Source organism: Serratia sp. OS31, from assembly GCF_014164835.1.
Taxonomy (GTDB): Bacteria; Pseudomonadota; Gammaproteobacteria; order Enterobacterales; family Enterobacteriaceae; genus Serratia; species Serratia liquefaciens_A.
Genome location: NZ_JACJFQ010000019.1, coordinates 1 through 24,248, shown reverse-complemented (window position 1 = coordinate 24,248; position 24,248 = coordinate 1). Strand labels below are relative to the sequence as shown.

Genomic DNA, 24,248 nt, shown 5'->3' with positions numbered 1-24,248 from the left:
AGCAACTGACTTCAGCACTTCATTGGGCGCAACAGGGGGAAAACGCGCGCCATTATAGAGAATCTGCGCGACAGACGAAACCGTTTGCGTAGCTATTATTGATAAAAGCTGTTCACGCCATCGAATTGTCATAACGTATCAATAAAGTTGCACGCTGGCGTTTTGTTGCGCAAAATGCCCCGGCACTGGTGATTTAACCATAAGAAAAAGCGGGATGACAGTCGTCAGTGCACCTGTGCCATCACTGGATAACTATTTGAAACGCCTTAAAATAAACTACATTCTAATCGGTGTTGTCACCCTGCTTCTGGCGCTCGCCCTGTGGCCCAATATTACCTGGCGCGGCGGCCAGGGCGGGCAACTCGAAGAGATCAAATCCCGCGGAGAGTTGCGTATCAGTACGCTGAACTCACCGTTAACCTATTTCACCACCAAGCAGGGGCCAAGTGGCCTCGACTACGAACTGGCGAAACGTTTCGCCAGCTATCTGGGGGTGAAACTGGTGGTGATCCCGCATAAGAACATCAACGATCTGTTCGACGATCTGGACGATGACGATGCCGACCTGCTGGCCGCCGGCCTGATCTACAATCAGGATCGCCTCAGCCGTGCCCGCACCGGCCCGGCTTACTATTCCGTTTCCCAGCAGTTGGTTTATCGCCTGGGCACCGCACGCCCCAAAAGCTTTGCCGATATTAAAGGCAAGCTGGCGGTCGCTTCCGGCTCGGCCCACGTCAGCACGCTGAAACAGCTCAAACAAAGTAAGTTCCCGGACCTCAGTTGGGAAGCCTCCAGCGATCTCACCTCAAAAGAGCTGCTTGAGCAGGTCGCCGACGGCAAACTGGATTACACCCTCGGCGACTCCGTGACCATCGCCCTGCTGCAGCGCATCCATCCGCAGCTGGCGGTGGCTTTCGACGTCACCGATGAAGAACCTGTTACCTGGTACCTGAAGCGCGGCACCGACGACAGCCTGTATGCGGCCATGCTGGATTTTTACAGCCAGATGGTGGACGACGGCACGCTGGCGCGGCTGGAAGAGAAGTACCTCGGCCACGTGGGCAGTTTTGATTACGTCGATACCAAAACCTTCCTGTCGGCAATAGACTCGGTACTGCCCACCTTCCGTTCGCTGTTTGAAAAATACGCCAGCGAGATCGACTGGAAGCTGCTGGCCGCCATTGCCTATCAGGAATCGCACTGGAACCCGCAGGCCACTTCACCGACCGGCGTTCGCGGTCTGATGATGCTGACGCGGGCCACCGCCGACGGTCTGGGTGTTAACGATCGCCTGGATCCCGAGGAGAGCATTCAGGGTGGCGCACTCTATTTACAGCGGCTGATGGCCAAGGTGCCCGACACCGTGCCGGAAGATGAGCGTATCTGGTTCGCGCTGGCTGCCTACAACATGGGCTGGGGCCATATGCTCGACGCCCGCAAACTGACCAAAATGCAAAAAGGCAACCCGGACAGTTGGGTCGACGTCAAACAGCGCCTGCCGATGCTCAGCCAGAAGCGCTACTACCCGCAGTTGACCTACGGCTATGCGCGCGGACGCGAAGCCTATAACTACGTGGAAAACATCCGCCGTTATCAGGTCAGCCTGGTGGGGTATCTGCAAGAAAGGGAGAGAAAGGCGGCGCAGGAAGCGGCCGAACAGGCGGAACTGGGGAAAGGCTATCCGGCGGTGGCGCCGGAGTTGGCACTTAACTTCTGATTATTCCGGGTCCTTATCCGCCTGCGCGCGTTGCGCTTGCTTCAACGCCTTTTGCTGTTCACGGCGCATGCGGAAAAAGTTACTCAAGGTAGCCGCGCATTCCTCGGCCAGCACGCCGGAGAGGATCTCCACCTGATGATTCATGCCGGGATGGCGCAAAATATCCACCAGCGATCCCGCAGCCCCGGTTTTCACATCGGCGGCGCCGTAAACCAACCGACGAATGCGGCTGTGCACCATCGCCCCCGCACACATCACGCACGGCTCCAGGGTCACGTACAAGGTCGCATTCAACAGACGGTAATTCTGCAACACTGCCCCACCCTGCCGCAGCGCCATGATTTCTGCATGCGCGGTCGGATCGTGGCGGCCAATCGGCCGGTTCCAGCCTTCGCCAATCACCTGATTATCCAGCACCAGTAGCGCCCCGACCGGCACCTCTCCTTCTTCCTGCGCACGCAGGGCCAGCCGCAATGCCTGACGCATCCAGTATTCATCGTTATATTCAGTCATTGCATCATTCCTCGTGCACTTTTGCGGCGGGCATTATACACAGTAGCAGTGATGCATGCTGCGCCCGTGTTAACCAGGGCAAATATAGTCGCCCCTTATCAGCGGCGGAGAAGTGACACACTGCGGCTTGAAATACAACGGGTATATACTGATTGAATCAGGGTGTTTTTCAGGGACAGGAAACATGAAACTCAGCAAGAAAAACGCCACCGTCGTGCGCAAAGCGCTGGACGGCTGGGTAGATGAAGGCGCGCTGACGGCGCAACAGCAGCAACAACTGCTGCAACACGTTGAGGTACAACCCTTCGACTGGCGACGGCTGGCACGTTATGCGTTTCTCGCCGCGCTGGCTTCGCTGGTGATTGCCATCAGCAGCCTGTTCGCCGACGGTGAATTGCTTTATCGCCTGGGGGAATTGTTCCGCTTCGATGCACCGGTACGTATGGCGATCGCCGCCGTAGTGGCCGCTCTTTGCTATGTCTGGGCGCTGCGACGCCGCCGTCGGCATCCGGAGAAACGCTACGGTAATGAAGCCGCTTTGTTCGTTGCCGTGTTGTTCACCGCCTGTGCCCTGTGGCAAATGGGCGTCTGGCTGGATAACGGCAGCGGCCGGGTCTCGCTGCTGTTGACGTTCGCCGCACTGCTGTATGGCGTGATTGGCTGGTTCAGCCGCTCCGGGCTGGTATGGTGGTTTGCTCTGCTGTCGCTGGGCAATGCTTTCGGGGCCGAGACCGGTTATCTGTCCGGCTGGGGGGCTTATTGGCTGGGCATGAGCTTCCCGATTCGCTTTATTGCCTTCGGCATGGTGTTGATCGCCGCGGCGTTGCTGTTGCAACCGCAGCTCGCCCGTCGTGGACTGGAGCGGGTTTCGCTGGCGATGGGCCTGTTGTACCTGTTCATCGCCCTATGGTTGCTGTCGATTTTCGGGAATTATGGCGATCTCGATAGCTGGTATAACGTACGCCAGATTGAACTGTTCCACTGGAGCCTGTTGTTCGGCCTCGCCGCCGTCGGGTGCATCTGGCTGGGGCTGAAACGCGACGATGCCATGCTGCGCGGTTTTGGGCTGACCTTCCTCGGTATTAACCTCTATACCCGTTTCTTCGAATTTTTCTGGGACGCCATGCCCAAGGCGATTTTCTTTGTGGTGCTCGGCCTGAGCCTGTGGGCGCTGGGGCATTACGCGGAAAAAGTCTGGCAATGGGGCCGTAAACCGCACGACCAAACCGATGATTAAGGCCCGCTGGTTTTAACGGTAAGAGTTACTGCTGGGTTTGGCTCCGGCCGGGCTAAACCCACAGAGTGTAAGTGGTTAAACTAAAACTAAATCAATCACCTGACTTAACCCCTTTGATGTTGCGATAGATCATGATGACTTAATAATTAGCGGAGTAGTGTTTGGGGCAAGCAATAAAGCTTTTATCCAGGAGTGACTTATGGCTGCCTCAACTTTCTTTATCCCTTCCGTCAACATGATTGGCTCCGGCTGTCTTGACCAAGCGGCAAAGACCCTGAAACAACAGGGATTGCACCAGGCGTTGATCGTGACCGACAAAGTGTTGAATAACATTGGCGTAGTCGCCCAGGTTCAACAGTTGCTCGCCGCGCAGCAGATAGAAAGCTGCGTTTATGACGGCACTCACCCCAACCCAACCACGCTGAACGTGAAACAGGGCCTGGCCCTACTGCAAGAGCATCAATGCGACTGCGTGATCTCCCTGGGGGGCGGCTCACCGCACGATTGCGCCAAAGGCATCGCACTGCTGGCAACCAACGGCGGGGACATCAAGGACTATGAAGGCGTCGATCGTTCCACAAAACCGCAGTTGCCGATGATCGCCATTAACACCACCGCCGGCACCGCCTCTGAAATGACCCGTTTTTGTATCATCACCGATGAAGCACGCCACATAAAAATGGCGATTGTCGACAAACACGTGACGCCGATCCTGTCGGTAAACGATCCGCATCTGATGGCCGGGATGCCGAAAGGCCTGACCGCCGCCACCGGGATGGATGCCCTGACTCATGCGATTGAGGCCTACGTTTCCAGCGCCGCCAACCCGATTACCGATGCCTGTGCGTTGAAGGCCGTCACCATGATCGCCGAATCGCTGCGCGACGCCGTTGCCGATGGCCACGACATGCAGGCGCGCGAAAACATGGCCTATGCCCAATTCCTGGCAGGGATGGCCTTCAACAACGCTTCTCTAGGCTATGTGCATGCGATGGCGCACCAGCTCGGCGGTTTCTACGACCTGCCGCATGGGGTATGTAATGCGGTGTTGCTGCCACACGTGCAGGAATTTAACGCCAGCGTTTGTGCGTCTCGCCTGAAGGATATCGCCGCCGCCATGGGGTTGGATGTGAGCCACCTTAACGACCAGCAGGGTGCCGCTGCCTGTATTGCCGCCATTCGGTTACTGGCGCAAGACGTTGGCATCCCGGCCGGGCTGCGTGATTTGCAGGTGAAAGAGCAGGATCTGGATACGCTGGCCACCAACGCGCTGAAAGACGCTTGCGGCTTCACTAACCCAATACAAGCCACTCACGCGCAGATTGTCGCCATTTTCCGCGCGGCAATGTAAGCCATCAAAAACAGTAAAGGGCGGAAATTCCGCCCTTTACTGTTATTCCAACTGCTGCAGCTCACCCAATTTACTGACCCGCCAACGATGCTCACAGAAATACAACAACGGGTTATCCTGTTTGCTGTCGCTATAGCCGCTATACAGCTTGAGCGGCGCGCCGAGACGCTGTTCCAGCTGCGTCACCTTCTGTACCCCCAGGCAACGTAGCGCCAGCACCCAACCACCGTAACGCCGCAGGATGCGGCTGCCCACCAAGTGGACCTGCGGCAGAAAGGCCGAATCCTGATACACCTGCTCCACCAGCCGTTCCGGTGAACCGGTAATCAACCATACCTGCGCGTCGTGCGCCTCGAGGTACTGCCGCAAACGCATTTGCACCACCGGAAAAGCGGTCACCTTACTGCGAAAGTCAGTGACAAAGCGCTGCTCCAGCGCCTTTAGCCTGGCCTCTGAACGTCCGAAGGTGATCGACCATAACAGCACGCTCATCGGCCAGCGAGCGGCGCGGCCCATCACCAGCAGCGCCACCCCGACGACCGGCAACAACGGCACCACCAGCAGCAGATTCAACGGCAGATGGCGCAGCAAAAAACGCAAGAAACTACCAAACATGTCTTCCTGATGCAGCGTGCCGTCCAGATCAAAGAACACCACGCGGCGGCCTTCCCCGGCCTGCTGGCTCTGTTTCTCGCTCAAGGGCTACTCCTCAGGATCGTTGAATCCCATTATCCAGGTGAAAATAAATCCAGCGGCAATGGTAATCACCAGGCCGGCCAGATACAACATCACCTTACCCGAGACGATGGTTAACGCCAAAGGTAAACCCGAGATGCCAAAGGTGATCACCGTTGCCACTTTCCAATAACTGATCAGCGCACCGCCCACCGCACCGCCGAGACAGGCGGCAATAAAAGGTTTGCCCAGCGGCAAAGTGACACCAAAAATCAAGGGCTCGCCAATCCCAAGAATGCCGACCGGCAGCGCCCCTTTGATGACTTTCTTAAGGCGCGCATTGCGGGTTTTCATTAATACTGCCAACGCGGCCCCGACCTGCCCAACCCCGGCCATCGCCAGAATGGGCAGTAGCGGGTTGGAACCATGCGCCTGAACCAGTTCGACGTGGATCGGCACCAGGCCCTGATGCAAACCGGACAGCACCAAAGGCAGAAACAGCCCGGACAGCACCGCGCCCACCAGCAAGCCACCTTTGTCGATCGCCAGATTGGCGCCGTGGGCAATCACGTCCGAAATATAGCCGCCCAACGGCTGCAGGATCACAATAGCCAGGGACGCGGTCACCAGGGTGGTGATCAGCGGATTGAGGATCAGCTCTATCGACTCCGGCAGCCAGTTGCGCAGGCGTTTTTCTACCCAGCACATCAACGCCACCACCAACAGCACGGCAATCACCCCGCCGCGCCCCGGCTGAAGCGCTTCGCCGAATAAAGTAATCTGCGCCAAAGCCGGGCTTGAGAGAATACCGGCCATCACGCCGCCCATGGCCTGCGAACCACCAAACACCCGTGCGGCGTTAACCCCCACCAAAATATTCATGATGGCGAACACTGCGCTGCCGAAAATGGCCAGTAGCCCGAGTACGTTGGGGTAATTCACCGCCAGTTCGCCGGCAATGTCCGGCCGCTTCAACAGGTTGATGATGCCGGTAATCAGGCCAGAGGCGATGAAAGCCGGGATCAAAGGGATAAAGACATCGGCCAGCTTTTTCAGCGCGCCACTCATCGGCGCGGCATATTTCTGCTTGGCCTGCGCCTTGTTGCGGGCGATGTTGTCCCCGACAGCCGCAACCGCAGGAGCCCCGGTGAGCAATGAGCGCATCGCGTCCACCACTTTGGCGGCGGCGCCGGGCCCGACAATGAACTGATGTTGCTCACCCTGCTTGATGTAGCCCTTGACGCCTGGCAACTGCTTGAGCGCCGCCAGATCAAGGCGTTGCTCGTCGCTAACCTCGACGCGTACCCGTGTCATGCAGTTCTCCAGCCGGAGGATATTCCCTTCCCCGCCAATGCCTGCCAGAATCTGTGTTGCCAGTGCCGTTGTTTTGTCCATCGCCCGCCCCAGGTGTCGTTAGCGCGTCAATGCCGCGCGTAAATAGCCGTCGTGCTGCTTTAAGCGCAACTGCGCCTCTTCAGCGTCAACGCCGGCCAGAATCATCAAGATTGCCGGTTTAACCTCAAAACCGGTCTGTGTCAGCGCCGCTTCGGCCTGACTGCGTTCAGCACCGGTGGCCTCCACCACGATGCGGCAGGCACGATCCACCAGTTTGACGTTGGTGGCTTTTACATCCACCATCAGGTTTTGGTAGACCTTCCCCAGTTTGACCATCGCACCGGTCGACAGCATGTTCAGCACCAGTTTCTGCGCGGTGCCCGACTTCAGCCGAGTGGACCCCGTCAGGGCCTCTGGCCCCACTACCGGCGAAATCGCCACCTGCGCTTCATGGGCGATCGGCGAGTCCGGATTGCAGGAGATTGCCGCCGTCGGGCAGCCCAGCTGTCGCGCATAGCGCAGCGCGCCAATCACATAAGGCGTGCGCCCGGACGCCGCCAGCCCCACCACCATGTCGGTGGCGGTCAAATTCAGTGCGATAAGGTCTGCCTCCCCCAACGCCGCATCATCCTCCGCGCCCTCCACCGCCTTGAGCAACGCGCCCGGACCGCCGGCAATCAACCCAATGACCATGCCATGCGGCACGCCGAAGGTTGGCGGGCATTCAGAGGCATCCAACACGCCGAGGCGGCCGCTGGTCCCGGCACCGAGATAAATCAGCCGACCGCCGGCTTTCAATGCCGCCGCTGCCAGGTCCACGGCCTGCGCGATAGCTGGCAACACTTTTTCTATCGCCTCCGGCACCTTGCGGTCTTCCTGATTGAAACAGCTCACCATTTCCAACGTCGTCATTTCATCCAGTCGGAGCGTGGCCGGGTTACGGCTTTCGGAGACTAATGCGCCTAAGTTCATTTCTTCACCTTTGAATTTTTAATTCACAAACATAAATCATTATTTGAATATTTTATTCAACAAAGCGAGCGCTTTTTGCTATTTTAAAGACTCGCTCACAAAAAATTTTCACCGCGCGTTTTCGCCTCCCACGTGGCAGAATGGCCGCTGGCTTCAAGGGAAAAATGAATGAGTACCCTTCTTCGTATTCGCCAGATGTATCCAACGCTGGCTCAGAATGATCGCAAGCTGGCGGATTTTCTGCTGCATAACGCCGAGCAGGCGCGCCATCTCAGCTCGCAGAAGCTGGCTCAACTGGCCGGCATCAGCCAGTCGAGCGTGGTGAAATTTGCTCAGAAGATGGGCTACAAAGGCTTCCCGGCGCTAAAGTTGGCGCTGAGTGAAACCCTGGCCCAACCGCGGAAAGAGCCTGTGGTCACGGTGCATAACCAGATCCTCAGCAGCGACTCGCTGAAAACCGTCGGCGAAAAACTGTTGGTGGAAAAGCAGGCGGCACTGCGCGCAACGCTGGATATCAACAGTGAAGAGCGCCTGCATCAGGCGTTGGAAATGTTGCGTCAGGCGCGGAGGGTCATTTTGTTGGGGATCGGCGCTTCCGGATTGGTCGCCAAGGACTTCTCCTACAAGCTGTTGAAAATCGGCGTTATTGCCGTAGCCGAGCAGGATATGCACGTTCAGTTGGCGGCGGTTCAGGCGCTGGATAAGCGGGATTTGCTGCTGGCAATTTCGTTCAGCGGTGAACGGCGGGAAATCAACCTGGCGGCGGAAGAAGCCCGCATTGCCGGGGCAAAAGTGCTGGCGCTCACCAGTTTTTCACCCAACGGCCTGCAGCAGCGTGCAGACCACTGTTTGTATACTATTGCCGAAGAGCCCAATACCCGCAGCGCTGCCATTTCGTCCAGCACCGCTCAATATGCCCTCACCGACCTGCTGTTTATGGCCTTAATTCAGCACGATCTCGATCGCGCCCCCGAACGAATTAAACACAGCGAACAATTAGTGAAAAAGCTCGTCTGAGTCGTAGGGTGGCCGAGCCACAAATACCAGGGTATAAAAACACAGCTTTTTACGTTCCGCACAGCGCTTTTGAGTTTATCAGTCTGTTTGCCCAGCAGGCAGGCTTAGTAGTGACATCCCCACCGCTTGATGCAGCAGTGACTGGGCCCGGTAAACGCCCCCATCTTCAATGGTCAGGAAATGGTTGATTTCGATCAGTTGGCGAACGCCCCACCAGAGTTACTATGACGGCCGTCTCAAGGGTTGAGCGATCTGCAGCAACGCATTGGCGGGCGCAGGTGGAAAAACGCCCAATAAAATGGGTTTTATGATAGATTGCGCGCCTGTTCGTGTGCACCGATTAAAAGATAACTGAAATGGCACTGCTGATTACCAAAAAATGCATCAACTGCGACATGTGCGAGCATTGAAATTTTTTTATTGTTAATCAGCAGGTTATTTATCAGTGTTATTAATTGCGTTGCTGTATTCTATTCTCGTTTTCCTCATTCTGCACCACCAGTAACACAAATCCTTCCAATTTCAACATGCCGCTACTTGATCAAATGCCAGATCAGAGTCGATAATACTGGCTATATATACAGCATAAATTGAGGCGTGAAATGTTTGTAGAACTGGTTTTTGATAAACGTAATGTTAATGGCTTGCCTGACGCGGCTGAGATTATTAAAGCAGAATTGACTAAGCGAGTGCATCGGATTTTCCCCGATGCCGATGTGAGAGTGAAGCCAATGCAGGCGAACAGCCTCAACTCCGACGCTAACAAAAGCGACAGAGAAAAGCTCAATCGGATGTTGGAAGAGATGTTCGAAGAAGCCGATGAGTGGCTTGTCATGGATGTTTGATGGGCAGCCTTAAAATAAATGGCCGGCAAATCTTCCTTCTTACAGAAAATGATCGGTACCCTTCACCAACAATCAATAGCCCTCCCATGTTTGCTTTGCGCGAAGATGAGGAAAGTAAATTCTGGGTCTACTTTCTACATAAGGGCCGCTGGCTACTCATAGCAGAAACACCGTTCACAACCCAAGGGGGAGCTGTTGAGGCTGCAATGAACTTCGATTACTACAAACTTTTTAAATAGCCGGGATTACTCCCGGCTTCTGTCATAGTGTCCAGTCGAATTGATACTTCAGCACTTCGCGCACCCACGCCCGAAACCTTGCAACCTCATCAGCGGTTAATGCAATGCTAAATATGGCGGCCATACCGATATCGGAAGGCTTACCATTGACCGAGCCTAAAAGGCCCCCCAGCGAGCCGATCATGATATTCCCCCCAATGTCCACGCGGGCGCCGGCAGGCAGTCCATATGCCACAGCATTAGAGGCGCCATCTTGGTTTAGCCAGACGTTACCGCCATTGAGTTGCGGCGAGCTACGGCACTCGGCCAGAGCCCACGTTCCTGGGTTATACGCTAACGACGATTGGAATAACGATTTTGAACCATCGGCATTGACCACAGCGTTGTTGTAATAAAATTGGTTCGGGCGAAACATCATGCCCGTGCCTTGACTGGTTCCACCACCAGGCGCCACACCGTTGAAGTTCGACATTAAGGCGCTCTCTTCTTTCGGGTTTGGCGCCCTGGCTAAACAGATCATGGTCATTGAGTCAGTATGGGCAACGCCACTGTCAATGTAATTGGTTGAGCTGTTAAACGTGGTATAGGTGCCATGTGGTACCGGCTTACCGATCACTCGCCCTGCCGGCTTACCTCGCACTAAATTTCTCGTCAGGTTTCCCGTGTCACCACAATAAAAATTGAGATATTCCAACCCGCGCATGATCGGCGTTGTGACGCTCTTCGCTCGAGAGATCGCTCGGGAGTTGTTGGAAACGATAGTGATACCGAGATCGACTAAATCAGTCATTTTTTACCGCCTGTATTCTGTACGCGCAGCTCGCGTTGTTCAGTGGGTAGGGTTTATTCACATAGGCTGGCAGGTTCGCCGCAGCATACTGGCCGGTTCCTTCCCGATATTCGTAGTTGTACAGCGCCCGCGTGGTGTCGGAGTCAAAAAGGTTGCCATCACCGCCATAAGTCCCTTGCCCGGCATACCAGACGAAAACTGGCGCTATTAGGTCACGCTGAGCGGTGATCCGGGTTATTGTGTCTGCGGCAATTTCCACACTCGCTATCGCTGCATCACCTTGCGCATCCGTGATGCGATACCCTTTGTTCTGAAACATCGTGGGGGTAATGGTGCTGAATGTCTCCCGCCACTGAAGTGGAGGATTCCAGACCAGGTGATCGGTGAGCACCTCCTTACCATCAAAAGTCGCACCCATCGGCAGCGTAGGGAACCAGTCAAGCCGCCGGTCAGCTACCTGATGCATGACCTTCCCGATTTGCTGCCCTAACCAACGGTATCCATTTGGATCGCGATGCCCTCCGGGTTTGGACGGCACTGGCGCCTCCGGCCCTGCCAGAAATACGTTATCCCGCTCGTTCTGCAATTCGATATGGGCCATGCCGATCGACAAATTCGTGTTGTCGCGGGTGTAATTATCGCCTGTCTGCATGGTGATAAAGAACGGGCGTTCCGTTACACCAAAAATTGCCGTGTTTTCTGAAGCAATATCATCAAACAGCGTGCCCAGCTTCGCCTTATACAGGTCTTTGTCAGTCGTTCCGTCGGTACCCAGATAGTTCCACTGGTTGCCGTTATAAACGCATCCGGCGATCCCGCAGGTCAGCGGGCGACCAACCTCTACAGATTTCGCATCCACCAGCGCCTTGATGTTGTTCAGCGCCTTCAACACCCGGTTTTCATAGTGTTGCGATGGGGCTCTTTTCGACAGTTGCTCAACAGAACGGCCGGCAACGGCGCAATTCACTACGATGATTTTCCTGTTTGGGTTATCCGTCATGCCCTGGAGTTGCAATTGAAGCGCCCGCCACAGATGGACCGCGCTAACTGCGCTATCTTCACCCTCACTGGTATCTCCAGGTTGTAAGGCAGCAACCTGTTCATCGGTAATGCCAAGGCCGTTTGTCCCCTGAACCACCGCCCGCAGGGGGGTAAATACATTCTCTCCAAGCGGGGCATAAGTGCCGCTTCGAGAACTGCCCCGCGTCGAATTGCCAACCATCAAAAGGTTTTCAATCTCGCGAGCAATTTTCGTTAAAGCGGGCCATCCTTCCATCGCTGATGCGAGTGACTGACCGTAAACAATAATGATGCAGTAATCCCAGATGGCACCGGCAATGTCATACGTGATGCCCTTCGATTTTCTGAACATCGCCGCCAACTTGTTCCGGTTGTCCCTTTCCAGCAGGGAATTACCCGGTTCTGGTGGTTTCGGTGGTTCAGGGCCTACTGCAGGTGAGTCCTCGGGCTGAAACTCGAATGACTGAGAGTCCATCATAATAAAGCGTCCCTCGACGTTCGTTTTGATGGTGAAGGCCTCGTTAATTATCGCATCAGGCGCAACGCGTACTCTGGTCGTGCCAAAGGCACCGCCCTTTTCGATTTCGAATTCTGAAAAACCGTTCGGATCGCGAATGGCGGCGGCGAGATCGGCCTTATCATCCCTGAGTGAGTTCGCCACTTTTTCCACAGCGTTACCGCTGGTAGTGAAAACGCCTGTCGGTGTCAGCACTTTATTAACGTTGTGGTATTCGTCAGAAACATGGCCTTCAACAGTAGAGCGAACCCAGATGTACTCTCGGGTTTCTGCACCACTGTTAACCGCCTCCTGCGCTTTCGTTAGCGTTGGGTATGCGTCAATTCCAGCCTGTGCAGCATCTGCTGACGCCTTTGCGTCGTCCCGCGCTTCTCTGGCTTGCTGCGCATACACGGCGGCGGCGGCCCGCATATCATCAACTATCGCCACAATCGCTGGCGTTAATTCATCCTGCCCAGGGCTGGTCAGAAAATCATTAAGCGTCCCTGGCTTTGAGTCGCTATAAACGGTGATTTGCCCTACTTTCTCGAATGGACGCCCATATGCCTCAATCATTACGTTATGCGTGCCGATCTCGACTGATAGTGAATAACTACCATCAGGGCCAGTAGTTGAGCTGGACGGTGCCAAATGAACTACTGCCGAGGACGTTTTGACCGCTGTCAGCATAATGGTTACACCGGGGCGCGGATCACCATTTGGGCCGATGAGTTTACCGCTGATTAAAACAGCCATAATTTCTCCAATAAAAAACCCGCCGAAGCGGGTTGCTTGTTAATCATGAAATCGGTTGTTCCCTTTTCGGAAAACCATAACAGCCATCGAACTATCATTACCCCAGAATTGCCCTGATGCGGCCCCGGTTATTCCAAACTCCATATCAACCGTTCCATTCGCTGGAACAGTAACAACTATAGAGCTGTCAAACCTATTACCCGAAGAAGCAGAGCCTCGGTAATAATCATCCCCATTCACTTTTATATATACTTCGCCACTCCCACCTGGCTTGGTTCCTGTATATAAAGAGGGGTTAGGCACTATTAAAATTGATTCGTACGGAAGACCACCGGTAAAATACCTATGCTTAGAGTCATTAACTCCATTGTTGGTAATTCGACCCCAGGCTCCAACGGAGACAACATCCCCAACTATATTCTCAGCATAAACAGTGCCTTTAACTACGCAGTTTTCATTGATAGTGACATTATCAAGGGTTCCTTGTTTCGCGTAAATATTCCCCCTTACTGTTGTATCTTGAAATTCTGACGTGCCATCTTTTCGAATAATCCAACCCATCATACCGGAAATGTAATTATTGGAACTTATATACTCTCCAATTTTCGCATTCGTGATGGAGGCATCCTTGATGAAAGCTGAGTTAATGAAAACTTGATTATTTTCGATAGCGAATGGCACTGATACAGCCGAACCTTGCCCATCCGCAGTGTTCAGCACGGCGAATCTGTCAGCCAATATCAGTACCTGGCTCTGCATTCCTTCCGGTGTATTCTCAACGCCTACGCCGATCCCGGCGGTGTAAAGCTTTCCGTCAACGGTCTGGCCTACTTTGACAGACCACATATCCTTCAATTTTCCGGCATCTTCAACCGGCCCCAGCAGCTCCTGCCCCAGCTCCGTGTCGGTGATTTTCCCTTTCAGGTAGTCCAGTACCTCGCTGGCGTCATCGCTTGACGTTCCTTGAGTCCAGCCCGTCCACGGCCCTGTATTTCCCAGCTTATCCACCAAACGTGCCTGGAACCAAAAATTAACGCCGGCGGCCAGCCCCGTCATCGTGTGGCTGCGCTGCGGATAGGCGTAATCACCTAGGTGCATTTTGTTGCTGCCATCTGAGTTATGGCTATACCAGATTTCAGTCCGCTGCGTATCCTCGGCCCCGAGAGGAAACTCCCAGTTCAACACAATGCCGAATACCTGGCCTAACGTCGTGAAACTGGCCAGCGCTGGCGGCTCTCCCTGTTTGCCGGTCAGTACCATTTCTGGCGCGTTCGCCCACACGCTCGAAATTTCAGAAGGGTTTATGGCACGCACGCGAGCCTGATAGCGGCCAGCATAAATACCGGAAACCTCAAAGCCGAGTGTTGACGTGCGCGGTGCAGGTATCCAGTTGCCATTGTCCCTACGCCACTCGGCCTCGTAGGCAATCGCACTTTCAGCCCGATCCCATGTAACACGTAGTGTGGCCACGGCCAGCCCTTGAATAATGGCTGACGACTCACCTATCTGAACATTCTTCGGCGGCGGCTGCACACCAGGCGGGATAACGCTGATCGGCGGGTCTTCGATTCGAGCGCCAGTATCGATTTTGGAATATTTATTCGGGTCATGCTCGACTGCAGTAATATCGAACGATACCCCGTCATCGCCTTCTTTAATGCCGGTCACACGGAACTGCTGCAGCGCGAGATCTGACGCGTCAACCGCCCACACCGCCTCGGCAACCGGTGCTTCAGAATACGCCGTTGTTACCGTAACGGTTTTACCCGCTACCGCCGCAATGGTTCGGCCTTCCGCTTTTCCGCTCGGCAGGTTAAGAATTAATCGCTCACCAACAACGGCTGAGGAAACGCGATCAAGATTGATATTGCGGCCATCCACGGAACTGATACGGCCACCGAGCGGGCGGCCTGCCAGCATTTCATCTGCGATAGCAATAATCCAACCCGGCAGAGGTACTTTGCCATCAAGACCAACGGTGAACGATACAAGGCGATCTTTATCATTGGTGTGGAGCAGCCATTTCCCACGGCGAATACCTTCAGACTTTCGAGTCCCCCCAATAGCTGTTAGATCGGCCTGCTTGATACCGTAACGGCGTATCAGGGTCTGTTCGGCCACAGGCTCTATCGCATCTTGATAACCGTTGGTCGGGTCACTCCAGCTAACCATGCAGGTGCTGTAGTGCGTTTTCTCGCTAGCGCTGGCATAAGTGAATTTGCCATCTTTAACATTTGCGCGGGTGAATATGTATTTAACGTCCGAAGGCATATCAGCAAGAACATTCATGCCGTTATTGGCCCAAAAGGTAGAGCCGCGATAAATGGAGGCTATGTCGCGTAATACGTTCCAGGCATCCTCTTGTGACTGGATATAAACGTCACAAAGAAAACGCGGCTCTTTCCCGTCACCGCCCCGGCCATCAGGCACTAACTGATCGCAGTACTGCCCGATCTGATACAAGTCCCATTTTGTCAGCGCGAGGTTTTCCGCCTTAACTCGGGTTCCGATGGAGAACCGGTCATTGATCATCAGGTCATACGTTATCCAGGCGGGATTATTCGTCCATGCTGTTTTAAATGTCCCATCCCATGCGCCGGTATATTCCCGAGTCTCTGGGTTGTAGTTCGATGGCACCCTAACGATCCGCCCTTTTGGCTCACTGGATACCTGGGGAATGTTGGGAAATTGCTTTGCATCAAACTGGATAAATAACAGCGCTGTTTCCGGGTAACGTAGCTTGGCGTCGATCGTCTCCGTAATGGCTTCAACCACCATTTTATCGGCAACCCGGTTGCTAGTGCTGTTTGGTGTCAGACGACGGACACGCACTTGCCACCCTGTTGTGGCCGCCGGCAGATCGATGCGGTGGCTGCGCTCATATTTGGTCGTGGTCTTGCCATCAATGGCAGTGCGCAGGGCTTCTTGATAAGTGCCGCCATCGGTGGCAACGTCGATCGCATATTCAATACGGTACCCGACTACATCCCCGTTATCTTGCTGCTGCTGTAATTGCGCCCATGAAAAACGTAGGCGAACAGCAGAAAGCTGAGTATTGGCCACTGCCCGCACCCAATCACGCTCGCTGGTTAATTCGGTGCTAACCGCAATTTCGTTTTCAACATCAGGCATGCCGGGAATGTAGTCTTGATGCGGTGTGCCTGGGCGAAATTCCCACTTCACGCCAGGGAAGTTTTCAGTGCCATCTGCTGACGTCAACGGAGTGCCATCAAGAAAAATACGGGTGCCATCAAGTTCGCCGGCAAACTCTCCCTCGCCCAACGCCAGAAGTATTTTTGCGTAAGAGGTAGACTGCAAGGAATCGGGTGATTCTGTTGGGGTGCTGGGGCTACTGCTTCCGCCTTTCCGGCCTTCAATAACGTGCATACTTTTCTCCAGGCGTAAAAAAACCCGCCGGAGCGGGTTCAGTGAATCAACAGTTTCTAATTACTGCTGGTCTTCTGCATAGATGCCAGCGGAGATAATGGCGCCACCAATGCGGCGCTTGCCGTAGAGGATCGGAACCGGGTTACCCTGCGCAATGGTATTTACCGGGCCACCGAATGCGTATGAAGGTTTATTATCCGGGTCTTGACGTGAAGCCAGTCCGCCTTGCATGGGCGAAAGCATTTGGATAACCCCGCCAAGCATCATTGATGCCCCAGACATTGCGATCCCAAGACCAATTGAGCCACCAACACCCGTCCAACTCGTCATCACACCAACAACAACGCCTACAACAACCAAAACAGCACCTAATATTGTTTGAAAAGCACCGGCCTTTTTACTGCCAATAATAACTGGAGCAATACGGATATCATTCCCGTTAGCCGATAGAGGTAGGTCATCTTTACTTAAATTCCTACGGCCTTCAAAAATGGCATAAGTCAACCCATGATCCTTACTCTCTAGGAGAAATTTTTGCAATCCGGGAATCACTGTACATAAAGCCTTAATGGCCTCTTGAGGGCTATCTACAGCTAAGTGATGGACGCGACCAAACGTTGCGCCTAACACACCATACAAACGAATTATTTTAACTTCAGGAATTAGAATTGGCATATTTAACCTATAAAAAAACCCGCCGGAGCGGGTTTAGTTTAAAGACATGATTTTGCTGATGTACCCCAAGGGTCTCCAATCCCTCTAGACTGAGCGTAAACATCTATCTGGCTACCACCGTTACTGCTGTTATTTATTCTAGCCAGAGAAACAGCCCCAACTAATAAATTATCAGCAGACAGTTGATATCCTGTCTCTGTTTCAATCATTTTCGTAGTTGGGTTGAGGTTTTGCCATTTCGGAGCAAGGCATTGGGTGTATTTCTGGGGCGTCTTATTGCTATGACCTGAATATATAGGCTCCTGTTTAGCAAGCTGCTCAGTCATGCACCCAGAAAGAAGAAATGATGCTAGTGCTGTTATTAGAACTTTTTTCATTGTGATATCCCTTCGCTGAATATCACAACATCATAGCAGCAGATCAGCCTTTGTAACGTAAAACGGTGATTGTCCTTTCTGACCAGTACCCGCCATAAGGAACGCGCGTACTGAGCTGGCCATACATGTGATGCACCATCAACCCATCGCCCAAGTATACGCCTGCGTGATTCGGCTCCGGTGCCTGAACCTGCATAACGATTACGTCGCCGATCTGCATCTCGCCCGATGCCGGTACGAAGCCTGCCTCGGCGTAAAGTTTCATATAGAGGTTTTCCCCTCTATCCCACCAGCCATCTGTCCGTTTAAAATTCGGCAGCGTAATGCCACGCTCGAGCTGATACCAGTCCCGGATTATGGCGTAACAATCCCAGAACCCATGCACGAACGGACGGCCCAGCAGCGGCTTAATGCCCTGCGTGGGCATGACTTCCCGAATATCCCCCTCCGGCCAACTGGCGATGATCCACGGCAATCGTGACAGGTCACACTGCGCAATATCGAGTTGGCTGGGTTGGGTGGTAGCGTCGGGATGGCTGTGAGCAATCGCAACGATTGTGCCGCCATCCTCGGCGGCGGCGTAATCCTCTGGTGCCAGGCTAAACTGTTCGGTTGGTTCCGGTGCCAGATTACGGCATGGAACGTAACGCTGGCGGCGTCCGTTTTGCACCACCAACCCACAACACTCTCGCGGATACTCGGCCTCTGCATGCGCCAGAACGGCGCTGATTATCTGTTTACGCATCATTACCTCTTCAGCAATGCAGAGCCAGGGAAGCCACCGAAGGGTAGCGGGTTACCCTTCCCCCACCGAGGTTCACAACCGGTGGACAGCAGGCCGGAACATTCATCCTTTGATGGATCGTCGATTGGGTTGCCATCAGCATCAAAATACGCGGTACCGGTATAACCACACGAAGCGCCGCGATACTGCCCACGAATGCACCAGGTGCACAGGCTATGGATTTGGCGCGTTGGTATTTGGATACCCTGAAGGTCTGCTGGCGAGGACAACTGAAACTGAATAATTTCGTCATCTTCGCTGGTTTTGTTTTCGATGTAGTAAACATCCAGCTTTTCTTTGGTGGGATCAGCTTCTGGGTTGCCGTCCGGATAATTTCGCGCATCCAGATATTGGGCAAAGGTAAAGTGCCTGGTGACTCTGGCCTGCGCCATGTTTTGATATGCCAGGCACATGGCTGAGATTGTTCCATCGAGGTTCGCCACGCTCAACGTGGGTGTGGGCGCACTGCCATCGCTGGTGACTTCGAAACCTGTTGCTTCCACCGGCCACGGCCTGTACTCCTGCCCCTGCCACCAGATCGATTTAGCCGGCAACAAGTTAGGATCACTGCCGGCGGCAACCAATTCAGCTTCTGTGTACGGGATCGGATAGTTATGAAAAAACAGTTCTGGCCCGTCGAACATGCTGCCGTCAACGTGGAACAGATACACTCGTTTCCCCGGCGCAAGTAGCTGCAGGTCTGCGTTAATGCTCATGGATAATCCTATGGTCGATTTGCAGTTTCAAACGTTGCGGCGATCTGGTACATCGGTTCGCCGCGTGAGTTTTTCCCCATCGCAGTAACCTGATGCCCGTTGCAGGTGTACAGCCCCAACTCGAAGAGCGGGTTTCGCCATTTGAAAGCCCGAAAGCCTTCATGCCGTTTCAGGAAACTGCGGATACCGACGATGTATTGCCAGTTGCCGACGAACGTCAGCGGCCAGCTCTGGCGCTCGCCGTTAATGCCGTCGCCGGACTGCTGTTTGTACCCATCGCCGAATTGCACCTCTCGCACCCGCTGGGTGATATCCCCGGTCGGGTTTACCCGGGGGCTATAGACAAATTCTTCCAGCGTCATCGTCTACCCCCTAATCGTTGAGTCAGGACACCGTTTTGCCCCAAGTCCTTATCCCGCAATGCGCGGTAACGCTGATCGACAAACTGGCCAATCTCGCTGCCAAACTGCTCCCATCCCGGCGTGGTGGTCTGAGACGCTTGCCCATTGCTGTCGATGCTGATGTATACCTGCGGTGCACCACCGCCACCTCCACCAGCCCCACCTTGCGATATGGCGCGAACACCCAGTGAACCATCGGCTGCGCGTGTCAGTGGCATGATCGCCTCTGGCCCCGCTTCCCCCATCAGCCCCGCCCCCTTGGCAAACGCAAACGTTGTGGGACTGCTGACGACCTGGCCGCTGAACTGGCTCAGATCGCTGGAGGCAACAACACCGCCCTTTGCATACGCCATATAGCTTGTGCTCATCCCCATAGCGCCGGTGCTCCCGGCAGCCGCTGACGCCCCACCAGCGGCACCGCCAGCAACCCCACCAAAAATACCGGTAATGGTTTGCATAATGGTGCTGGTAATCAGCGCCTGTGCCGCCATATCCACCAGATTGTTGATGATGGATTGCGTCAGCGTGGAGAACAGATTGAGCATGGACTCTTTAAACGTCTGCGTTCCGGTAAGCATACCGGTCAGCATGTTGGTGACGCGTTCCTGCGAACTTTGGAACAGATCCACAGCCAGCTTTTGCATGTCACCCTGCGAGGAATACAGGGACATAGCCGCCTGGTACCGCTGTTCATTAGTTTCATTTTCAGAAGCCAGGATCAGCTGGTTTTTGCGCTGTTCGGAAATAACGCCGGCGGTGGCGTAGGTTTCTATCAGGGCTTGCCGTTTGGCCAGTTGGTTTTCAATGTTCTGCAGGGGGTCAACGTTCCCGGCCAGCTCCTGATTGCCTGTCACCGAATTGCGTTGGTTGGCCTCTGCTACTGCATTGAGGTAGGTGGTGTTGATTTCCTGCTTACGGCGGGCCAGCTCTGCCGCGCTCTTAATTTCATTGCCGGCAATCTGGCGCTGTAGCTGCTCCTCTGATTCTTTTCGGGTTTGCGATGCCTGCCGGTAAGGGTCAGAGGCGATCGCCGCGTTGTGGTCATCCCAGCGCTGTTTTGCCTCCGTTAACGTTTTATTAAGCCGCTCAAGTTCAGCACGCTGCGCCCCCGTCCATTTGCTGCCGGTCTCCAGTGACGCAGAAAATAGAGAAGCTGCCGCATCGCCCTCCTTCAGCCTCACCCGCTCGACCTGAATTTCTTTGTTCAGGTTGGCGATTTTCTGCTGATATTCACCGGTAACGGTGGCGGATTTTTTCGCCGCGCTGGCGGCATCCTGCTCGGCTTTTTGTTGGGCTTTGGTTGCTGCCGTGAGTGCTTCTGTTTGCTGCTCTGCGCCGACCTTGGCCGCAATATATTGCTCGTAGCGACCAGGGGGCAGTTTCAAATCATCGGCTTCAAAGGTGGCTGACAAACGCACCTTATCGAGTCCTTTTAAACCGGCAAGCTGCTGATCGCGCATCGCACGCGTCATTGCATCCTGCTGCTTCGTGTCCAGTTTCGGCAGTTGCATACCGGGGAATGCCGGTAAGGCTGCCGATGTAGCCAACCCTGTTACACGGTTGAGCTGAGCATACATGCCAGCCAGTGAACCCACGGCACCGGTCAAGGCCGCTGTTTTACTGATGGACTCGTTTAACACCTGGGTGCGCAAAGATTCAGTCGCACGCAGCTTGTCAGTCTGCTGTTCAAGGACGTAATTCTTTTGGCTGAGTTCCCCCTGCGCTTCAATTAACGCCTGCTGGATATCCTCCAGCGTCATCAGGGTGTTGATCCGGCTCATCCACGGGCTTTCCTTTGCCCCGGCTTCCATTTGAGTTAATGCCGACACGCTGTCTTTCAGCTTGCGGATTTGCTCCTCAGTCTTGGCAATCTCAGCACGTTGCGCGGTGATCGAATTGCTGGCGTCAACCGCAGTAGACTGCAATCCGGCGAGTGACATGCCGGACATTTGTTTTTTCACTTGCTCGACGGTATCGCCATAAGCCAGCGCCACTTTACGAGCCTGCTCATTCTTCTCGTTGACGTACATCCATGCTGCGCCAACACCGAGCACAATACCGGGTATCCCACCCACAACACTTAACAGACTGCCGCCAAGGCGAGCACCCAGCGACGTTACCGAGTTAAGCCGAGTCTGGGCCGCGCTGCGGGCGCCAACACTCGCCGATAACTGGCTTTGAGCCACTGCCAGTTGCCTCTCGGCCACAATCTGTTGCTCAATCCCCACAGCAGCAGCTTTCGCCTGCTGCGCACGGTAAAGCGTTGCGCGGGCCGCCGCCGTTGCCGTTTTAGTGCCTTCAACCTGGGCAGCAGCAACGGCAACCTCTGCACGGTAGGCGGACATCATGCCGGCTGTTGCTGTCCCCATACTGGTGACTAACCCGCCGAAGTAACGCATGGCGCCAATAGAAACCAGAACGCCCAGCGCGGTTGCCACATCATCAATATTGCCAGCCAGGCCATCGAGGGTGCTTGAAAGAGCGGCTGTAACACCGCTGGTTTCATTAACACCACCCACCCATTGCTGGAAGGCATTTTCTACTTTGGTGATAGATCCGCTGACCGTGCTCGGCATCGCCGAAAATTCACTTTGCAACGTGCCAAGTTGGCTGAGCAATGCAGGAACCACTTTATCAATGGACAATAGCCCCTGATCGGCCATCGCCTTCAAATCTTTGCGGGCAACGCCCATACCCGTTGCCAATGCACGGATCACGCGGTCACCGTTTTCATTGACCGAGTTAAACTCCTCGCCGCGCAATACCCCCTGCGCCAACGCCTGGCTGAATTGCGTAATTACGGAGCTGGCCTCTTGGGTTCCAGCTCCCGATAGCTTTAGCCCCGTAGAAATAGCCTCGGTCACCTTCAGCACATCGTCCGACGCGTAACCAAATTCACGCATCGAAGCCGCAGATCGGGCAAACAGGCTGGCGTTATCCCCAAATGCTGTGCCGGTACGCTGACTAATTGCCATCAGGGTTTGCTGGCTTTTGGAAAAGTCATCGGACGATTGTGAAGCCTGTTTCAGGCGGGCGTTAACCTGGTTCCATTGATCGGCCAGGTTAATCAGATGACCAGTAGCAAAAGCGCCGGCGAATACACCCGCCATACCCATAGCAGTTTGCCGCACGGTGGCCAGCTGCCCGTTGAGATCGGCCAGCGCACGCTGGCTTTGTCGGGTAGCGTATTCGGCCCTGCGGTTCCCCTGCTCCATCGTTTTGTAGTAATCGGCTCCCATGCGTGATGCGCGGGAAATTTCAGTCTGAAACGAGCTGGAATTCGCCGAAATTTTGATAATTAGTTCGCGCAAAGAAGCCATATTTCACCCATAAAAAAACCCGCCTAAGCGGGTTATCCAGCCATTTCATCGAGCCAGGACTCCAAACCGGTCAAACTCTCCTCCGGTCCATCGCCGCTGGCGCCCCACTTAATCACCATGTCGTTGAGGTCAACAGGCTGACTTTTCGGGTCACGCCGCGCGTTATGGAAGGCTGCAACCAACTGAGCAGCAAGGAAATCTCCGCGCTCATCCCCGATCGGGCTTATCCGGTCATAGGCAGCCCACAGGCGCAGCTCACTCATGCTGATCGATTGCTGGAGTTCACCCAGGGTTTTCCCCAGGCGAAGCGCAAGTTTCATCATGAATTGGGTGTCTGGCTCTCGGACTTTTTTTCAGCTTCCTCGGGTGTGGTGGCCAGATTCATGGCCTGCTTAAGCAAGCGGGCATGCACCGGGCCATAAAACGCGGTCACGTCTTCCAGCTCACTCAATGCGAAAACAGGGTGCCGATCTTCATCCAGTAACACGTCAATGAACATCACCGCGTCGGCACGGATATTTCGCTGCGTTTCCTGCGAGATGGACAGTTTTACAGGCTGTTCACCCTCTTCCGGTTCAGGTGGGGTCATGATCTCCCGCCACCGGCCCCAGCCTTCCGGAGAAGGCTCGCGCAATACAACTTTTGCCCCTTCCCACTCCTCAACCTGAACGGTTTTGGTACGGAACCCAGATTGCGGCGCTGAAACCAGCGCCTTGAGGTTAAATTTCTTTTTAACGGCCATGTTTTACTGGTCTCCGATTAAGCGGTTACGGTCGCCGCAAACGTTGCGGTAAAGTCGCCGTCGCTGGTTTTAACTGTGATGTTTGCTGCGCCAGCAGTGGAGGAACCATTCGGCGCCGTGACAGTCACGTTCAGGCCGTTGGCGGCTGCGGTGGCGCGTGCCGGAACGGATGAGATCAGGGTAAAGCCCTTATTCGTGGCATTGGCCGGCGCAATGTTTACGGCAAAGGTCGTGGTGCCGCCCACTGCAAGATTGCCGCTGGTCGGCGTGAGCGTTACCCCGGTCACCGGCACGTTATCAGATGCCTTGATACGCTTCGGTTTACCCTTGAGGCGCAGCGTGTACGAGGCCGAAACCACACCGGAGGTCGCTGCAGACCAACTGTTTTGACGGACTTCAGCCAGGTAGATAAAACCGTTTCCAGAGGGGAAAACGACTTTGATTGCGCGTTTTTCGTCAGTTTCGTAGGCGGTCAGCAGTGATTCCTGCGCCTCTTCATCACCCACCCAGTTACGGTTAATGGTCATCTCACCCGGAGACGGCAGGCCGTTGGTATTTTCCTGCTCTTCCGAACACAGGGTGGTTACGTCGATATCGGCTTTTTGCCCAGCGGTGTAGGTGATTTCCTTGGTGGCGCATTGGGCGTCAAGCCAGGTGATGCTTGGATCATCTACCGAAATTGCTTCCGCAGACGAGACAGATACTTTCGTTCCCTGCGTTTTTTCAAACTTACTGGTCATGTGTTTTCTCCAGACATAAAAAAACCGCCCGGATGAAGTGAACCCCGAAAGTTGGACACCCAACAAGTAGGGGTTTTACGCTTAAATGGGCAGAAAAAAGTACACAACAGAATTCATCCGCAAGGTTGTCCTCCACTACCTCA

22 protein-coding genes are annotated in these 24,248 nt (G+C 54.5%); 6 read left to right on the top strand and 16 right to left on the bottom strand.

Going from position 1 to position 24,248, the window contains the following annotated elements:
- Positions 1-256 precede the first annotated feature (256 nt).
- The gene (gene mltF, locus H5P17_RS16220) at positions 257-1,717 is read left to right on the top strand and encodes a membrane-bound lytic murein transglycosylase MltF (protein WP_182824083.1); all 1,461 of its coding nucleotides are present in this window, start codon (positions 257-259) and stop codon (positions 1,715-1,717) included.
- On the opposite strand, the gene tadA is transcribed toward mltF, so the two are convergent.
- Complete coding sequence (tadA, locus tag H5P17_RS16215; protein WP_044554547.1) at positions 1,718-2,230, bottom strand: tRNA adenosine(34) deaminase TadA; 513 nt, start codon at positions 2,228-2,230, stop codon at positions 1,718-1,720.
- Between the two features lie 184 nt (positions 2,231-2,414).
- Here tadA and H5P17_RS16210 point away from each other — a divergent pair, with 184 nt between their 5' ends.
- Both H5P17_RS16210 and yiaY read left to right on the top strand, forming a co-directional pair.
- A complete protein-coding gene (locus H5P17_RS16210; RefSeq protein ID WP_182824008.1) occupies positions 2,415-3,467 on the top strand; it encodes a DUF2157 domain-containing protein in 1,053 nt (350 codons plus the stop codon).
- 199 nt (positions 3,468-3,666) lie between these two features.
- On the top strand, positions 3,667-4,818 hold the full coding sequence (gene yiaY / locus H5P17_RS16205; RefSeq protein WP_044554545.1) for an L-threonine dehydrogenase: 1,152 nt from the start codon (positions 3,667-3,669) through the stop codon (positions 4,816-4,818).
- 42 nt (positions 4,819-4,860) lie between these two features.
- Here yiaY and yfhb read toward each other — a convergent pair whose 3' ends face one another.
- The 3 genes from yfhb to murQ are packed head-to-tail and all read right to left on the bottom strand — an operon-like array spanning position 4,861 to position 7,800.
- A complete protein-coding gene (gene yfhb, locus H5P17_RS16200) occupies positions 4,861-5,517 on the bottom strand; it encodes a phosphatidylglycerophosphatase C (protein ID WP_182824006.1) in 657 nt (218 codons plus the stop codon).
- A gap of 3 nt (positions 5,518-5,520) precedes the next feature.
- A complete protein-coding gene (locus H5P17_RS16195; RefSeq protein ID WP_044554543.1) occupies positions 5,521-6,888 on the bottom strand; it encodes a PTS transporter subunit EIIC in 1,368 nt (455 codons plus the stop codon).
- 18 nt (positions 6,889-6,906) lie between these two features.
- A complete protein-coding gene (gene murQ, locus H5P17_RS16190) occupies positions 6,907-7,800 on the bottom strand; it encodes an N-acetylmuramic acid 6-phosphate etherase (protein ID WP_020828196.1) in 894 nt (297 codons plus the stop codon).
- 168 nt (positions 7,801-7,968) lie between these two features.
- Here murQ and H5P17_RS16185 point away from each other — a divergent pair, with 168 nt between their 5' ends.
- The 3 genes from H5P17_RS16185 (at position 7,969) to H5P17_RS16175 (ending at position 9,901) form a co-directional block, all read left to right on the top strand.
- A complete protein-coding gene (locus tag H5P17_RS16185) occupies positions 7,969-8,817 on the top strand; it encodes a MurR/RpiR family transcriptional regulator (RefSeq protein ID WP_182824003.1) in 849 nt (282 codons plus the stop codon).
- A 602-nt stretch (positions 8,818-9,419) separates the two neighbouring features.
- Complete coding sequence (locus tag H5P17_RS16180; protein WP_182824001.1) at positions 9,420-9,662, top strand: DinI family protein; 243 nt, start codon at positions 9,420-9,422, stop codon at positions 9,660-9,662.
- Entirely contained in the window at positions 9,662-9,901 is a 240-nt protein-coding gene (locus H5P17_RS16175) for a hypothetical protein (RefSeq protein ID WP_182823999.1), read from the top strand. Before H5P17_RS16180 ends, H5P17_RS16175 begins: the two co-directional genes overlap by 1 nt.
- A gap of 22 nt (positions 9,902-9,923) precedes the next feature.
- On the opposite strand, the gene H5P17_RS16170 is transcribed toward H5P17_RS16175, so the two are convergent.
- The 12 genes from H5P17_RS16170 to H5P17_RS26825 all read right to left on the bottom strand — a co-directional run bounded on the left by H5P17_RS16170 (position 9,924) and on the right by H5P17_RS26825 (position 24,105).
- Entirely contained in the window at positions 9,924-10,691 is a 768-nt protein-coding gene (locus H5P17_RS16170; RefSeq protein WP_182823997.1) for a hypothetical protein, read from the bottom strand.
- A complete protein-coding gene (locus H5P17_RS26675) occupies positions 10,684-12,963 on the bottom strand; it encodes a prophage tail fiber N-terminal domain-containing protein (protein WP_255477940.1) in 2,280 nt (759 codons plus the stop codon). Before H5P17_RS26675 ends, H5P17_RS16170 begins: the two co-directional genes overlap by 8 nt.
- Before the next feature lie 39 nt (positions 12,964-13,002).
- Entirely contained in the window at positions 13,003-16,350 is a 3,348-nt protein-coding gene (locus H5P17_RS16160) for a DUF1983 domain-containing protein (protein WP_182823995.1), read from the bottom strand.
- Positions 16,351-16,410: 60 nt separating this feature from the next.
- A complete protein-coding gene (locus tag H5P17_RS16155; protein ID WP_182823993.1) occupies positions 16,411-17,025 on the bottom strand; it encodes a tail assembly protein in 615 nt (204 codons plus the stop codon).
- 38 nt (positions 17,026-17,063) lie between these two features.
- Positions 17,064-17,402 carry a hypothetical protein gene (locus H5P17_RS16150; RefSeq protein ID WP_182823991.1) on the bottom strand — a complete coding sequence of 113 codons (339 nt, stop codon included), beginning with the start codon at positions 17,400-17,402 and terminating at the stop codon, positions 17,064-17,066.
- A 43-nt stretch (positions 17,403-17,445) separates the two neighbouring features.
- Complete coding sequence (locus tag H5P17_RS16145; protein ID WP_182823989.1) at positions 17,446-18,147, bottom strand: C40 family peptidase; 702 nt, start codon at positions 18,145-18,147, stop codon at positions 17,446-17,448.
- Between the two features lie 2 nt (positions 18,148-18,149).
- Positions 18,150-18,902, bottom strand: coding sequence for a phage minor tail protein L (locus H5P17_RS16140; RefSeq protein ID WP_182823987.1), 753 nt, complete (start codon positions 18,900-18,902; stop codon positions 18,150-18,152).
- A gap of 8 nt (positions 18,903-18,910) precedes the next feature.
- Positions 18,911-19,264 (bottom strand): phage tail protein, encoded by a 354-nt coding sequence (locus H5P17_RS16135; protein ID WP_182823985.1) that lies wholly within the window; start codon positions 19,262-19,264, stop codon positions 18,911-18,913.
- Positions 19,261-22,542: a tape measure protein gene (locus H5P17_RS16130; protein ID WP_255477939.1), complete on the bottom strand. Its 3,282-nt coding sequence runs from the start codon at positions 22,540-22,542 to the stop codon at positions 19,261-19,263. Before H5P17_RS16130 ends, H5P17_RS16135 begins: the two co-directional genes overlap by 4 nt.
- A 113-nt stretch (positions 22,543-22,655) precedes the next feature.
- Positions 22,656-22,946 carry a DUF4035 domain-containing protein gene (locus H5P17_RS16125; protein ID WP_182823981.1) on the bottom strand — a complete coding sequence of 97 codons (291 nt, stop codon included), beginning with the start codon at positions 22,944-22,946 and terminating at the stop codon, positions 22,656-22,658.
- A complete protein-coding gene (locus tag H5P17_RS16120; protein WP_182823979.1) occupies positions 22,943-23,365 on the bottom strand; it encodes a phage tail assembly chaperone in 423 nt (140 codons plus the stop codon). Before H5P17_RS16120 ends, H5P17_RS16125 begins: the two co-directional genes overlap by 4 nt.
- Positions 23,366-23,382: 17 nt before the next feature.
- Entirely contained in the window at positions 23,383-24,105 is a 723-nt protein-coding gene (locus tag H5P17_RS26825) for a phage tail tube protein (RefSeq protein ID WP_182823977.1), read from the bottom strand.
- Positions 24,106-24,248: the final 143 nt, after the last annotated feature.